The sequence below is a fragment of the Vibrio sp. SS-MA-C1-2 genome (assembly GCF_021513135.1).
Classification (GTDB): domain Bacteria; phylum Pseudomonadota; class Gammaproteobacteria; order Enterobacterales; family Vibrionaceae.
The window spans coordinates 701,584-717,048 of record NZ_CP090981.1; the positions used below are offsets into that span (position 1 = coordinate 701,584).

General features: G+C 41.1%; 15 protein-coding genes. 12 read left to right on the forward strand and 3 right to left on the reverse strand.

Going from position 1 to position 15,465, the window contains the following annotated elements; translation table 11 throughout:
* Positions 1-69: 69 nt before the first annotated feature.
* From pckA to hslR, 3 genes are all read right to left on the reverse strand, one after another.
* A complete protein-coding gene (pckA, locus tag L0B53_RS07795; protein WP_235061554.1) occupies positions 70-1,704 on the reverse strand; it encodes a phosphoenolpyruvate carboxykinase (ATP) in 1,635 nt (544 codons plus the stop codon).
* Positions 1,705-2,040: 336 nt separating this feature from the next.
* Positions 2,041-2,904, reverse strand: coding sequence for an Hsp33 family molecular chaperone HslO (hslO, locus tag L0B53_RS07800; RefSeq protein ID WP_235061555.1), 864 nt, complete (start codon positions 2,902-2,904; stop codon positions 2,041-2,043).
* Positions 2,905-2,920: 16 nt separating this feature from the next.
* Positions 2,921-3,340, reverse strand: a complete 420-nt coding sequence (gene hslR / locus L0B53_RS07805; protein ID WP_235061556.1) for a ribosome-associated heat shock protein Hsp15 — start codon at positions 3,338-3,340, stop codon at positions 2,921-2,923.
* Between the two features lie 279 nt (positions 3,341-3,619).
* On the opposite strand from hslR, the gene gspC reads away from it, so the two are divergent.
* The 12 genes from gspC (at position 3,620) to L0B53_RS07865 (ending at position 15,293) form a co-directional block, all read left to right on the forward strand.
* Positions 3,620-4,513 carry a type II secretion system protein GspC gene (gspC, locus tag L0B53_RS07810; protein WP_235061557.1) on the forward strand — a complete coding sequence of 298 codons (894 nt, stop codon included), beginning with the start codon at positions 3,620-3,622 and terminating at the stop codon, positions 4,511-4,513.
* Positions 4,514-4,676: 163 nt separating this feature from the next.
* On the forward strand, positions 4,677-6,701 hold the full coding sequence (gene gspD, locus L0B53_RS07815; RefSeq protein WP_409202823.1) for a type II secretion system secretin GspD: 2,025 nt from the start codon (positions 4,677-4,679) through the stop codon (positions 6,699-6,701).
* Complete coding sequence (gspE, locus tag L0B53_RS07820; protein ID WP_235061558.1) at positions 6,701-8,176, forward strand: type II secretion system ATPase GspE; 1,476 nt, start codon at positions 6,701-6,703, stop codon at positions 8,174-8,176. Before gspD ends, gspE begins: the two co-directional genes overlap by 1 nt.
* Positions 8,176-9,399 carry a type II secretion system inner membrane protein GspF gene (gene gspF, locus L0B53_RS07825; RefSeq protein WP_235061559.1) on the forward strand — a complete coding sequence of 408 codons (1,224 nt, stop codon included), beginning with the start codon at positions 8,176-8,178 and terminating at the stop codon, positions 9,397-9,399. Before gspE ends, gspF begins: the two co-directional genes overlap by 1 nt.
* Before the next feature lie 132 nt (positions 9,400-9,531).
* The gene (gspG, locus tag L0B53_RS07830) at positions 9,532-9,981 is read left to right on the forward strand and encodes a type II secretion system major pseudopilin GspG (RefSeq protein WP_235061560.1); all 450 of its coding nucleotides are present in this window, start codon (positions 9,532-9,534) and stop codon (positions 9,979-9,981) included.
* Complete coding sequence (gene gspH, locus L0B53_RS07835; protein WP_235061561.1) at positions 9,981-10,574, forward strand: type II secretion system minor pseudopilin GspH; 594 nt, start codon at positions 9,981-9,983, stop codon at positions 10,572-10,574. Before gspG ends, gspH begins: the two co-directional genes overlap by 1 nt.
* Positions 10,575-10,586: 12 nt before the next feature.
* A complete protein-coding gene (gspI, locus tag L0B53_RS07840; protein ID WP_235061562.1) occupies positions 10,587-10,985 on the forward strand; it encodes a type II secretion system minor pseudopilin GspI in 399 nt (132 codons plus the stop codon).
* A complete protein-coding gene (gspJ, locus tag L0B53_RS07845; RefSeq protein ID WP_409202824.1) occupies positions 10,972-11,703 on the forward strand; it encodes a type II secretion system minor pseudopilin GspJ in 732 nt (243 codons plus the stop codon). The genes gspI and gspJ overlap by 14 nt, the downstream gene beginning before the upstream one ends.
* On the forward strand, positions 11,696-12,754 hold the full coding sequence (gene gspK / locus L0B53_RS07850) for a type II secretion system minor pseudopilin GspK (protein ID WP_235061563.1): 1,059 nt from the start codon (positions 11,696-11,698) through the stop codon (positions 12,752-12,754). The genes gspJ and gspK overlap by 8 nt, the downstream gene beginning before the upstream one ends.
* Positions 12,723-14,042: a type II secretion system protein GspL gene (gene gspL, locus L0B53_RS07855; RefSeq protein ID WP_235061564.1), complete on the forward strand. Its 1,320-nt coding sequence runs from the start codon at positions 12,723-12,725 to the stop codon at positions 14,040-14,042. Before gspK ends, gspL begins: the two co-directional genes overlap by 32 nt.
* A gap of 1 nt (position 14,043) precedes the next feature.
* Complete coding sequence (gene gspM / locus L0B53_RS07860) at positions 14,044-14,514, forward strand: type II secretion system protein GspM (protein ID WP_235061565.1); 471 nt, start codon at positions 14,044-14,046, stop codon at positions 14,512-14,514.
* A complete protein-coding gene (locus L0B53_RS07865; protein WP_235061566.1) occupies positions 14,514-15,293 on the forward strand; it encodes a type II secretion system protein N in 780 nt (259 codons plus the stop codon). The genes gspM and L0B53_RS07865 overlap by 1 nt, the downstream gene beginning before the upstream one ends.
* Positions 15,294-15,465 lie beyond the last annotated feature (172 nt).

Consider the following 15,465-nt stretch of genomic DNA (forward strand, 5'->3'; position numbering starts at 1 on the left):
TTATGAGTGATGGTCAATGTTGGGTTGTTATTTACTTAATTTGCCACCTTATCATCAGATTATCATCTATTACTTGGTGATCTGAGGACCTGCTGAAACCAATGATTGACCTTCAGCGTTATCAGTATACTTAGCAAAGTTATTGATAAAGCGTTCTGCAAGATCTTCCGCTTTGCTTTCCCATTGTAGTGGGTCGACATAAGTATCACGAGGATCTAAAATTTCAGGGTCAACATTTGGCAACTTAGTTGGGACTTGAAGATTAAAGATTGGAATATCTTTCATTTCAGCTTGTTCAATTGAACCATCTAAAATTGCATCAATAATACCACGAGTATCTTGAATTGAGATACGCTTACCCGAACCATTCCAGCCAGTATTGACTAAATAAGCTTCCGCCCCCGCTGCTTCCATACGTTTTACTAATACTTCAGCATATTTAGTTGGATGTAGTGTTAAGAATGCAGCACCGAAACATGCAGAGAAGGTTGGTGTTGGTTCTGTAATTCCACGTTCAGTACCTGCTAATTTAGCAGTAAAGCCAGATAAGAAGTGATACTTTGTCTGCTCTGGTGTCAATTTAGAGACCGGAGGTAGTACACCAAACGCATCCGCTGAAAGGAAGATCACTTTCTGTGCATGGCCGCCTTTTGATACGGGCTTAACGATATTATCGATATGATTAATCGGATAAGAGACTCGAGTGTTCTCTGTTTTTGAGCCATCATCAAAATCAATTGAGCCATCAGAGCGAACTGTTACATTCTCTAAAAGCGCATCACGACGAATTGCATTGTAGATATCGGGTTCTGCTTCTTTTGATAAGTTAATGGTTTTCGCATAACAACCGCCTTCATAGTTGAAGACACCATCATCATCCCAACCATGCTCATCATCACCGATTAACGCACGTTTTGGATCGGTAGATAAGGTTGTTTTTCCTGTACCGGATAGACCAAAGAAGATAGCGACATCGCCTTCTTTACCCATATTGGCTGAACAATGCATTGATGCAATATCTTGTAGAGGAAGGAAATAGTTCATCATGGCGAACATTCCTTTCTTCATCTCACCGCCATACCAAGTACCACCAATAAGCTGTATTTTCTCAGTAAGGTTGAATACCGTGAAGTTCTCTGAGTTCATGTTATGCTCTTCCCATTTCTGGTTCGTGCATTTAGCGCCATTCATCACCACAAAATCAGGTTCAAATGTTGCGAGTTCTTCTTCGGTAGGACGAATAAACATATTCTTCACGAAGTGACATTGCCATGCGACTTCAGTAATAAAACGAATACGGAGACGAGTTTCTGGATTGGCACCACAGAAACAGTCTAAAACGAAGAGACGTTTCGCTGAAAGTTGATGAGTAACTAACTCTTTTAAATCATTCCAAGCGGCTTGAGATAGAGGTTTATTATCATTTTTTACATCACCCGTCCACCACATGGTGTCATGAGTCGTTGCATCATCAACAATAAATTTATCTTTTGGTGAGCGACCAGTGAAAATTCCTGTGTCTACGGATATAGCACCGAGTTCAGTGACGATACCGCGTTCATAACCTTCTAAGTCAGCACGGGTCTCTTCTTCAAATAATGTATCATATGATGGGTTATGAAGAACTTCCTTTACACCTTCAATGCCATAACGAGATAGGTCTAACTTTGCTGTTTTTTCTGTTTTCATTTCCATAACACTCATAACAACTCCTAAGCAACAAAATGTATATTTTTAAAGCGATAAATGTTCACTTTTGAACCAATGAATCCATCCTAGCAATGAAGTGGAATAAATAAAGGGATATCCATCATGTTTTTATTATTTTAGTTGAAAAAGAAGTGTTAATTTTGTGAATTTTTATGATATGAGTGTGCGGGCAGTTTTGGGTTGGAATATGTACGCTAATTGATAATATCGAGATAAAACTTCGAAGAAGAGAGTGATCAAAAGTACAAGATAATCACAGTAAAATGAGACAAAAAAAAGAGCGAACGAATTCACTCTTTTGGTTTGATTATTTTGAATAACAATGTTCAATTAGTGCTGCTGTTGACTGCCTTTTTGAGCATTGTTTTGTAATGCTGCAACATCAATAGCATCAAAACTGTAGCTTGAACCACAATAGTCACAGTTCATTGCAATCGCACCATCTTCAGCTAAGATCTCATCAAGTTGATCTTTTGGCAAAGTGATGATTGCCGCTTCACATTTCTCTTTTGAACAAGTGCACTTAAATTCAATTTCTTGAGCAGGGAAAAGCTGAACGTTTTCTTGATGATATAGACGGTAAAGAACTTCTTCTGCGGGTAGTTCAAATAACTCTTCATTTTTAACCGTAGAAGTTAATTGAGTCAGATGATCCATCGCCTCGCCATTATCATCAGCACCAGGAAGAGCTTGCAAAAGCATACCTGCTGCATGAGTCTCATCTTGACGGAACCAAAGCTTGGTATTTAGCTGCTCTGATTGTGCAAAGTAGTTCTCTAGTACCGTTGCTAGATCATCGCCCTCTAAAGCAACAATACCTTGGTAACGTTCACCTTTATTCGGTGTAATGGTGATAACCATGTGACCTTTACCCATCAACTGATGAATATTGCCTTCAGTTGGTACTTCACCTTCCCAACGAGCAACGCCACGAAGCTTTTGATCATGCGTACCATTGATAACAGCTAGAGAAACTGGACCATCACCTTGTAACTGTACAGTAATTGAGCCTTCAAATTTAAGGGTTGCCGTTAATAGGCTTGTTGCAACAAGTAGTTCACCAAGTAATCCTTTTACTGGAGCCGGGTATTCTTGGCTTGTTACGATTTGTTGATAAGTGTCGTTAAGTTGTACTAGTTCACCACGAACAGATACATTATCAAACAAATATCGATTTAGGCTATCTTGTGCCATTAGATTATCTCCAGTATTAGTCATTACTATTTTTAAATTTAATGATATCGCGTCGTTGCTTTTTATCCGGTCGTTTATCCGGGCTTGGGCTATAATATGTATTTAGCTTGCGCATCTTTGCATATTCTTCGCGTTTAGCGATGCTTTCCTCGGTCTCTTGGTAGAGTTTTTGCGCTTCTGGTGCACCTTGTCTTCTGTCGGACAGCTCTAAAATGACCACTGTTCGTTCTTCATTACCTTGTCGAAGGCTAATGATAGCTTCAGTTTCGACAAGCTTACTCGGTTTGGATCGTTGATTATTGTATTGTACTTTGCCGCTATCCACCATTTCTCGTGCGATAGAGCGAGTTTTATAGAAGCGTGCAGCCCAGAGCCATTTATCGAGTCGAATGCCTGACTGGCTCTGTTTAGTCTCGTTTTTAGACTTTTTTGCCATGATGATTCCTATTAGAAGGAAGTTGAATTAACGCTTATTTAAATAGTTAAGAATAAATTTAACCATGATGTCCTCTAAATGGGGGAGTCATTGGATAAATTCAAGGCTTAGGCCATTAACTTTAATTAGAGCTATATCGCTATTTAAGATAATTGTTGAGTATATATAGGGACTTTATTATTTATCCAAGAGGATAAAGTGCTAATATTACTAGTAATAATGTAAATTTAGTTACAGAAGTCATTTAATTCCCGATTAGTTGAAATAATAAGAGATATGATGGAAAAAATTATTAGGCTTGGAGGCCAGTTAAAAAAGCTGGGAATTAATCACGGCTTATACTCAGCCATTGCGACAACACTACTGCTTTCTAGTGCCGCTTGGATCTTAGGTGATCTGATTTGGCGCACGGTTGAACCTGATAGTGCTGTTGTTTCCACTCAAAAAATTACCGCTTCTGGTCGTAATTCTAGTGCGTTGCAAGATGAATCTTATAATTTATCTGAGCTTGAAAAACTGTCACTGTTTGGTGAAGTGAATAAAGCGGTCAAGGCTCCACCTAAAACCCAAGCGGTTATCCAAGCACCGAAGACCAAGTTAAATGTCTCTTTAGTGGGGATTGTTGCCAGTAATAACCCTAAATTTAGTCTGGCTGTTATTGCTCATAAAGGTAAACAGGAGACTTATGGTATTGAAGATACGATTAAAGGAACTCGAGCTTCTTTAGTTGCCATCTATGCCAATAAAGTGATTATTAAAAATAATGGCCGAGATGAAACCTTGATGATGGCGGGTGTAAAAGAAGAGGAGTCGACATCAAAAAGACCAAGCCGTAGCCCAAACACACGTAGCGGCGACAAAAACAGTCAAGAGTTAGCCAAAATTAAGCAAGAGATAGTGAAAAATCCAGGTAGTTTAATGAACTACATTCGCCTATCTCAAGTGAAAAAGAATAACAAAATTCAAGGGTTCAGAGTTAATCCAGGTAGAGACCGTCGTTTATTTGATGATGTTGGATTAAAAGCCAATGACTTAGCCGTTAGCTTAAATGGTTTTGATCTCACGAATAATCAAGAGATAAGCCAAATCTGGCAACAGTTATCGACGATGAGTGAATTTAACTTAACCGTTGAACGTGATGGTCAACGGTACGATATTTATGTCGGCTTATAAGTCAGACTGATATTTAACGTTAATTTATCTTGAATACTAAGAGTGACTGAAAATATTAATTTTTCATTGTGATAAGGATATTCACAATGAGTTTATCGTTTTGGAGAGTGTTTTAACGTAACGATTATGTTCATCGCGTTAAAACAACAACAGGAGCAATATTGTGAAAAAGTGGAAGAGTTTGCGAGGGTTAGCACTGTTAAGTAGCTTATTGTGCTCATCGGTGTTTGCCAATGAGTATAGCGCCAGCTTTAAAGGAACCGATATTCAAGAGTTTATCAATATTGTTGGTCGTAATTTAGAAAAGACCATTATTGTCGATCCTGCGGTGCGTGGCAAAATTGATGTCCGCAGTTATGATTTACTTAATGATGAACAATATTATCGCTTCTTTTTGAATGTCTTAGAAGTTTATGGTTACGCCGCGGTTGATATGAATAATGGCGTATTAAAAATTATCAAAGATAAAGATGCAAAAACCGCTGCGATTCCTGTGGTTGATGATACGACCAATACCCCAGGTGATGCGGTTGTGACTCGTGTCATTGCGGTAAGAAATGTTTCTGTTCGTGAACTCTCTCCTCTCCTTCGTCAATTAAATGACAATGCCGGTGCCGGTAATGTTGTCCACTATGATCCTGCTAACGTCATTATGATTACAGGCCGTGCTGCGGTAGTGAATCGTCTGGCTGAAATTATTGAACGTGTTGACCGTGCGGGTGATAAATCTGTTGAGATCGTTGAGCTTGAGAATGCTTCTGCGGCAGAAATGGTTCGAATTGTGACGGCATTGAATAAAAGTGGTGGTGCGAAAAAAGGACCTGAGTTCTTAGAGCCCAAAGTGGTTGCCGATGAACGTACCAATTCTGTCCTTATTTCAGGTGATCCTAAAGTTCGTCATCGTCTGAAAAAATTGATCCGTCAATTAGATAAAGAGATGGCCTCTCGCGGCAATAATAAAGTTATCTATCTGAAATATGCCAAAGCTGAAAATCTTGTCGATGTACTGCAAGGTGTCTCGGATAATATTGTCGAAAGTAAAAAAGGCGGTTCCACCAAAGGCAGCCCAGCGCAAAACTTAAAAGTGACTATCAGTGCGGAACCCGATACCAATGCATTGGTTATTACAGCCCCAACTGATGTGATGCGTGAACTCGAGTCGGTGATTGCTCAGTTAGATATTCGTCGTGCCCAAGTCCTTGTTGAAGCGATGATCGTTGAACTATCTGAAGGTGATGGTATCAACTTTGGTGTTCAGTATGGCTCAATGGAAGATGGTTCGGTGATCCAGTTTGGTAATACCGGTGTGCCGATCAGTGCTTATGGTGCGGCATTAGATCAGGCGCAAGATACAACCTCAGATACTGTTGTCTATGATGATAATGGAACACCACATACGGCAAGTACTACAGAAGAGGGTGACTACACTGACCTTGCTAATGTGCTTGCAGGTGCCAATGGCGCGGTGCTTGGTGTGGTGTTGGGGGATTGGAACATGTTGATCAATGCGGTTGCCAGTGATTCAAGTTCAAATATTCTGTCATCGCCAAGCTTAACGGTACTGGATAACGATGAAGCTTCCTTTATTGTTGGTGAAGAAGTCCCGGTTTTAACTGGTTCAACCGCGAGTTCAGACAACTCAAATCCATTCCAAACCGTTGAACGTAAAGATGTCGGGATCAAACTAAAAGTAACCCCTCAGATTAACGAAGGGGATGCGGTACAGATGAAGATCGAACAAGAGGTTTCCAATGTCCTTGGTGCTAATGGTGCCGTCGATGTTCGTTTTGCTCTACGTCAGTTAACCACCAACGTATTGGTTCAAGATGGTCAAATGATTGCACTTGGTGGTTTGATTGATGAGCAGACTAACGAAAGTGTACAAAAAATTCCATTATTGGGTGATATCCCTTGGATCGGGAATCTATTTAAATCGACCTCAAGTTCAGTCTCTAAGCGTAACTTAATGATCTTTATTAAGCCGACGATTATTCGTGATGTGGTGACTGCTGATGGTATTACTCAACGCAAATATAACTATATCCGAGCCGAGCAGTTATTTAAGGCACAGGAAGGTATCGCATTAATGCCGAATACCCCAGCGCCTGTACTTCCTGAATATGGACAGACTCGCCAACTTCCGGCTGAAGTCCGTGCCTTTTTAGAGAGTCAGAAGGAACAGCAGTAATGGCAGAATTAACTCGTCTTCCTTTCGCCTTTGCTAAACGTTTTCAAGTGGCGATAGAGCAACATGATGATAACTGGATCCTCTTTTGTGGCGCACCAACTCAATCGGTTGTGCTACAAGAAGTGCGACGCTTTCTTGGTGAGCCGTTTTCTATTGAGCAATTGACGGAAGATGAGTTTGCTAAGAAATTGACGACAGCTTATCAACGAGACTCTTCGGAAGCGCGTCAGTTAATGGAGGATATCAGCTCAGATAGTGATGACTTCTTTGCCTTAGCGGAAGAGCTTCCTGGAACGGAAGATCTGTTAGAGTCTGATGATGACGCACCCATCATTAAATTGATTAATGCGATGCTGGGTGAAGCCATTAAAGAAGGGGCTTCTGATATCCATATCGAAACCTTTGAAAGCTCTTTATCGATCCGTTTTCGTGTCGATGGGGTGTTACGTGAAGTATTAAGCCCAAGTCGAAAGCTCTCTTCTCTGTTGGTGTCGCGTATTAAAGTTATGGCTAAATTGGATATTGCTGAGAAGCGAGTTCCCCAAGATGGCCGTATCTCATTACGAATTGGTGGGCGAGCGGTTGATGTGCGTGTTTCTACCATGCCCTCATCTCATGGTGAACGGATTGTATTGCGTCTACTTGATAAGAACCAAACTCAGCTTGATCTCCATAGTCTAGGGATGACGGCTGAAAATCATAAAACCTTTAAGCAGTTAATCAAACGTCCTCATGGCATTATCTTAGTCACCGGTCCAACGGGTTCTGGTAAATCCACTACCCTTTACGCTGGGCTTCAAGAGCTGGATAGCAAAGAGCTGAATATCCTAACCGTCGAAGATCCTATTGAATTTGATATTGATGGGATTGGTCAAACACAAGTCAACCCAAAAGTGGACATGACCTTTGCGGTAGGACTTCGTGCGATTTTACGTCAAGATCCCGATGTGGTCATGATAGGTGAGATCCGAGATCTTGAAACCGCACAAATTGCCGTTCAAGCATCATTAACGGGTCATATGGTGATTTCAACCCTGCATACCAATACTGCTGTCGGCGCTGTTACTCGTCTTCGTGATATGGGGATTGAGCCTTTCTTGATCTCTTCATCATTGTTAGGGGTATTAGCACAGCGTTTGGTGCGTCGCCTTTGTCAAGAATGTAAAGTACCTTATCAAGCAAACACTGAACATAAAGCACTGTTTAATCTTTCTGATCATCAAGAGTTAACCCTCTATAAACCTGATGGTTGTCCAAAATGTAACTATAAAGGCTATCGTGGGCGAACAGGTATCCATGAATTAGTGGTTATGACTGATGAGGTTCAACACCTAATTCATACTGAAGCCAGTGAGCTTGATATTGAACAACATATTCGCTCAACGACGCCAAGTATTCGTGATGATGGGTTGGCTAAGGTTCGCGAGGGGATCACTTCAATTGAAGAGGTTCTTCGAGTGACCAAGGAGGTCTAATGGCAGCGTTTGAATACAAAGCATTAGATAAAAAAGGCAAGCAGAAAAAAGGGGTGCTTGAGGGCGATAATGCTCGTCAGGTTCGTCAACTATTGCGTGAAAAAGATCTGATCCCGACAGAAGTTAATGCGATTCAAGGTAAAACGAAGAGCAAAACGTCTTCAGGTAAAAGTGGTGGATTTCAGCGTGGGATCAGTACGCCTGAGCTGGCATTGATTACTCGTCAGCTATCTACCTTAGTTCAAGCATCCATGCCGTTAGAAGAGTGTTTACGCGCGGTCGCTGAACAGACCTCAAAACCTCGTATTCGTAATATGTTGTTAGGGGTGAGAGCGCGAGTCGTTGAAGGTTATACCTTAGCGGATGGCATGGCAGAATATAGCCATGTTTTTGATCAGCTTTATCGTGCGATGGTGTCAGCGGGTGAGCGTTCTGGTCATCTTGATACAGTACTCGATCGACTAGCAGATTACACTGAGCAGCGTCAGCATATTCGTGGCAAAATTCAGCAGGCGATGATCTATCCGACCATTTTAACTTTGGTGGCGGTGTCTGTGGTTGCTTTTCTATTGGCAACCGTTGTACCTAAGATCGTGAATCAGTTTGTTCAGATGGGACAAGGGTTACCTAACTCAACCGAAATCCTATTGGTGGTGAGTAACTTTGTTCAAAACTGGGGATTACTCTGCTTAGGTATTATTATCACTGTCATTATTCTATTAAAACAGATGTTGAAGAGACCGGCTTTTAGAATGAATTGGGATCGTGGATTGTTGGCTCTACCTGTGATTGGTACAGTGATTCGTGGGCTAAATACCTCTCGTTTTGCTCGAACACTGTCAATTTGTAGCTCAAGTGCAATTCCATTACTTGATGGAATGAAAGTTGCCGCCGATGTCATGACCAATAAATATATCCATCAGCAGGTATTAATTGCCGCAGATCGGGTTCGAGAAGGGACAAGCCTGCGTCAGTCATTAGAGCAGAGTAAATTATTTCCTCCAATGATGCTGCATATGATCGCCAGTGGTGAACGAAGTGGTGAATTGGAAGGCATGCTGACTCGTGCGGCTGATAACCAAGATCGCGATTTTGAATCTCAAGTGAATATGGCGCTAGGTATTTTTGAGCCTCTTTTAATTGTTACGATGGCGGGAGTAGTTCTATTTATTGTTGTCGCCACTTTAATGCCGATTATTGAATTGAATAACTTAGTCACCTAATTGAGCCTGACTTATTAAATGATTTGAATTGAACCATACTTCTTTTAGATACTCTGTTTACTGGCAACAAAGTAAATCGATTTAAAACTGAATCACTTAACCTTTAAAATAATGTTTAGATTGGAGAGAAAAATGCAACAGCAGCGACGTAAAAAGCAAGGTGGCTTTACCCTATTAGAAGTCATGGTTGTTATTGTGATTTTAGGGGTACTAGCAAGCTTAGTTGTACCTAATTTACTCGGAAACAAAGATAAAGCCGATCAACAGAAAGCGATTACTGATATTGTTGCCATCGAAAATACCTTAGACATGTATAAACTTGATAACTCGGTTTACCCAACAACGGATCAAGGTTTAGAAGCGTTAGTCAGTGAACCACAAGGGACACCTGCACCACGTAATTACCGTGATGGTGGCTATATTAAGCGCCTTCCAAATGACCCTTGGGGTAATGAGTATCAATATTTAAGCCCTGGTGATAAAGGGAATATCGATGTGTTTACATTGGGCTCTGATGGTCAAGAAGGTGGTGAAGGTACCGCTGCTGATATCGGCAATTGGAACATTCAAGACTTTCAATAATGAGAAATAGAGTTCAGCATCAAGCTCAAGGTTTTACTCTGCTAGAGATCATGTTAGTGCTGGTGGTCATGTCTGCAATGGCATTTGCTGTTGTGGTTAACTTGCCCACTAACCATAAAGATGAGATAGCAGAGCAGGCTAAGCGATTTTATCAGTTAACTCGTTTAGTGAGTGACGATGCTGTTCTTAATGGTGTTGATTTAGGTATTGAAATTGATCGTAGTGAATATCAGTTTGTACAGTTGACCGAAGAGGGGTGGAAACCTTATCAACAAGGGCGTTATATCGATAAAGTCGATGTGGGTGAGAACTTGCGATTGAACTTAACCGTCGATGGTTTTAGTTGGCAAGGCAAAGATGATGACTTTCTTGATTTTAATTCGTTATTTGATGATGAATTATTTGCAGAAACTAAGAAGAAACAACCTAAACCCCCACAAATATTGCTGCTTTCCAGTGGTGAAATGACCCCTTTTACGTTGAGCTTTGTCGATCTACTGAGTGCGAATCGCAATGAAGAGTGGACAGTGAAAGGTGATGAGCTAGGACAACTCTTTCTCTCTTCTCCTTTTTCGGCTGATTTGGTGCAATAATTTGGTGCAATCATGAAGCGAGATCTCAATCATTCGATAGTCAATCATCGTAAAGTAAAACGTAGTAAAGGTTTTACGCTCATTGAAGTGTTGGTGGCTTTAGCGATCTTTGCGACCGCTACATTAGCGATTATGAAAGCCGTCAGCCAACATATTAATACATTAGGTTATTTAGAAGATAAAACCTTTGCTTCTTGGGTTGCTGATAATCAAATGGCACAAACTTTACTTGATGGTGATGCGAAAAGTAGCAAAAAAGGCAGCACTGAATTAGCCGGACAAAAATGGTATTGGCAAGTGCAATATGTCGATACAACCGACTCTCTTTTAAAAGGCGTTGAAGTCTCAGTAAGAAAAAATCGATCCAGTAAATCTGCAGACGCTGAGGTGATGTCTTATGTTGCTAACTAATTCATCTCAATCTATACAGCAAGGATCAACACCGCGACACTTGAAACCATTACGCCGGCAACGGATGTGTCACCATAAAGTGTCACAACAAGGCGGCTTTACATTGCTTGAAGTATTAGTGGCGATGGTGGTGTTTACCATGTTGAGCTTAGGGGCGTATCAGATCTTTGCTAATGTCCAACTGAGTAATCAAATTTCTCAACAAAAGCTTCATCGCATCGAAGTATTACAGCGAGCAATGGTGGTTATCGATCAAGACTTTCGTCAAATGAGTGCGCGTTATCATCGGCAAGATGGTGAAGAACCTTCGGATAAAGTATTAGTCACTGGAGAGTATTATTTAGACTCTCTAGATCAAGGAATCATGTTTATTCGTGGCGGTTGGCGAAATCCACAAAAGATGTTTAATCGCAGTGAAGTGACTCGAGTGGGTTATCGACTAACCGAAAAAGGGCTTGAACGTTTACGTTGGCGCTACCCTGATACAGTTTCTGGTGCTGAGCCCAGTGAACAACTAATGATTCCTGATGTTGATAAACTCTCTTTCCGTTTTTTTGTTGAGGGACAATGGCAAGATAAGTGGGATCAAGCCGCGGCACTTCCTCAAGGTATTGAAGTTCAATTAACACTCTCTGATTATGGTGAGATCTCTCGTATCTATCTGCTACCTGAAGCCAACTTACCAACATTAAGCAGTGATGGAGAGGATAATGACTAATTTGAAATCCAATTCATCACTTAATTCATCATCCAACTCACCACTCAATAAGCAGCGCGGTGTTGCGTTAATTATTGTTTTGTTACTGGTGGCATTGATGACAACCGTAGCGGTTCAAATGTCTGATCGATTATGGCGTGGTTTTTATCGCACTGAAGGCGTCATCAACCATCAACAAGCTTATTGGTATGGGGTTGGGGTTGAAGCATTAACCAAAGTGGTTATCGAACAGAGTTTAGATGACAGCGATACCGTTAATTTAAATCAAGCATGGGCGACTGAAAACCAAATATTCCCTCTTGATCGTGGTCAAGCGGAAGGACAAATTTTTGATATGTCGAGCTGTTTTAATCTAAACAGTTTGTCTGCGGCAGGCAATAATGGCGATGATGGAACAACCCCCTTTCTGGTTGAGTACTTAAAAAATCTCGCTGAAGAGAGCGGAATTGAAAGTTACCAAGCGGAAGTGATAGCGGAGTCTGCTCGTGATTTTATCGATAGCGATAGTGAAACGCAATCGAGCTATGGTGCAGAAGATAGTGAGTATCAGAGTAAGAACCCTCCCTATCTACCGAGTAATAGTTGGGTTGCTGATGTCAGTGAATTTCGATCCATTAATGGTATAAATGCGCCAAACTATTTCTTATTACGTCCATATTTATGCGCTCTGCCTTCGTCGGATTTCATTCTTAATGTGAATACGATCACGGCAGACAATGCAGTCCTATTAAGTGCGCTATTTTCACCGGCATTAAGTTTAGATGATGCCAAACGTGTCATTGAAGATCGACCTTTTGATGGCTGGGATACGGTTGAAGCGTTTTTAGCTGAACCTGCGATTTCTGGCCTTAATGACGAGACAACAAATAAAATTAAAGAGTATTTAGCCGTTGATAGTCACTACTTTCAATTAGAAGGTGTGGTAACGGTGGATAGAATAAATCTGCGTGTCGCATCGTTATTTGTGCGAGATGATAATAATAAGGTGACGGTGATTCGTCGCCTATATGGAGGATTGAGTGAGCGAGTTTCTCACCATAAGACTGAATAGTCGATCAGAAGAGAAGATTCAATGGATTGTATGGTCTACCGATCAGCAAGAGGTTATTGCATCTGGCGAGTTGAGTAATTCTGATGAATTATCATTATTAACCCCTTATGCCCAAAGTCGAGCTGTTTATATTTTAGCTCCAGCGAGCGATTTATTGTTAACTGAAGTAGCATTACCTGAAGGAACCGCTCGTCAGATCAATCAAGTCCTGCCTTATTTGATGGAAGAAGATTTAGCTCAGGATGTGGATGATCTTCATTTCTCTGTATTACAACGTCAAGGTGATAGAGTCGAGGTTGCAATTGTTGCCAATAAGTTGATGGAGCGCTGGTTAGAAGAGTTGAATGCCGTTGATATTACGCCAAGTGCTATGATTCCTGACTGTTTAGCTCTGCCTCTTATTGATGGGCAGAGTAGTGCATTACTAATGGATGAACAGTGGTTAATTCGTCGTTCAACATTTATTGGTGCTTCAGTTGAGGGGAGTTGGTTAGGCTCATGGCTATCAAGTGAATTAGCTGAACAGCTAACAAATAAGCTAAAACCTAGTTCTGAAACACAACTCGCAACGGATGTTGATCAAGCGCTAGATGATGATCAATCCGCGAAGCCATGGTTAATTCATAGTTTTAGTTCACAGTTAACAGAGCAAGTGGCCGAATTTGATAGTATCGAGTGTCGAGAACAGCCTGCTGAATTACCGATGGCTATACTTGCACAATCATTGGCAGGATCGTCACTGAAAAATCATGGTTTAAATCTTTTAACTGGACGTTATAAACCTCAAAGCGAGTGGCGCACTCATTTTAAACCTTGGCGCAAAGCATTAATTGCATTGGGCGTTCTTTTTGCGGTTATGGCTGGGGATCGATTACTGACCCTTAATGAATTAGAAGCCCAGGCTGCAAGTTATCGTCAGCAAAGTGAAGCCCTATTTCATCAAGTTCTACCCAATAAAAAACGAATTCCAACCGCGAGTTACTTACGATCTCAGTTAAAAGGTGAATTAGCGAAATTAGATGGCGGCTCAAAGAGCTCTGGATTATTGGCTGAGTTAGATCGACTTCAACCCGTGTTGCAAAAGAATCCACAGTTCCAGATCCAAAACCTGAAATGGGATGACAACAGAGCTGAGTTAAGAGTATTAATGCAAGCGGATAATTTCCAACGTTTTGAGAAATTAAAATCTGAGCTGAGTGAGATTAGTTCCGTTAATTTAGGGCAGTTAAATCGTAATAATGAAGGCTTAGTTGTCGGTACTTTTATTTTAACCAATGGAGGAGAGTAGAATGAAACAGTGGTGGTTAGCACTCTCTTTACGAGAGAAACGTCTTGTTATCATTGCAGCAGTTGCCCTCTCTATTGCGACTCTCTACTGGGGAGTATTACAGCCATTGCAACAACGAGAGCAGTTGGCGCAATCTCGAGTTCAGTCAGAGAAACAACTTTACTCTTGGACCGAACAACAGGTGCAAAAGATTATCAATTTGGGTGGCGTTAAAAAAGGCACGGTTAAATCAACCGGCTCATTTAATAGCATTGTGACTCAAAGTCTTGGTCGTTATAAACTGGAATTGGTGAGATTACAACCTCGCGGAGATAAACTCGATGTGTGGGTAAAACCCGCTCCATTTAATCAATTATTACAGTGGTTAGATAACCTGCAACAACAAGGAATTTCGGTGAACTTTATCGATCTTGATCGTTCAGAAGTCTCTGGTATGGTTGAAGTTAAACGGTTACAGCTAGGGAGAGGATAATGAAAAAGTGTCGCTGGCTGATTATTATTGTGGTTCTTTTAAGTTTTATCATTAGTTTGGTGGTTCATCTTCCTGCTCAGTGGGTAATTAAACAACTTCCCTTACCTCATACCGTAAGACTACAAGAGGTCTCTGGCACATTATGGCAAGGATCGGTTAAACGATTAATGATTCAAGGTGTGCCACAAGGCTCAATATCTCTTGGTCAATTAGACTGGCAGCTCTCTTTTACTTCATTACTAACCGGTAATGTTGAAGCAGATGTTCGTTTTGGTCGTGGTAGTTCATTAGGCTTAGATGGACGAGGTAAAATTGCGGTTAATTACCAACAACAGCTCACTGTTGAAAATTTACTGTTTTCTCTTCCTGCAAGTTCATTGATTGGTTTATCGCCAATGCCGCTTCCTGTTTCAGTTACTGGTCGGGTTGATGGAGTGATCAATCAATGGCAGATGAGTAAACCGTTATGTTCAACCTTAAAGGGTGGACTATCATGGCAGCAGGGTAGTGTTGCGACTCCGTTAGGTGAACTTCCATTGGATACGGTTCAAGGAGAACTTGGTTGTCAAAATAGTAGTGTTACTCTTGAGACAACTCAAGTATCAAAAGCGGTAGCCAGTGAACTTTCACTGTCTCTTTCACCGAAAATGGGTTACCAGTTATCGGGTTGGTTAGAGCCAAAAGGTGGACTCGCCAGTTCATTACGATCTCAATTGAAGTGGCTAGGCCAACCAGATTCAAAAGGGCGTTATCGTCTGAAGTATCAAGGGCGATTATAGTTACTATTGAGATGATTTATACCCTTCATACTTGAAGTCGCTAGGTTGTTGGCTGTCTTCGTTCGCCCCAATCATATAGAAAACCTATATTCATGGGGCCTCACTCACTTGCCGTCTACTAGCAACGCCAATTATTTTAGGTATAGTTAAAACTATCTTATAAACCCAGCTA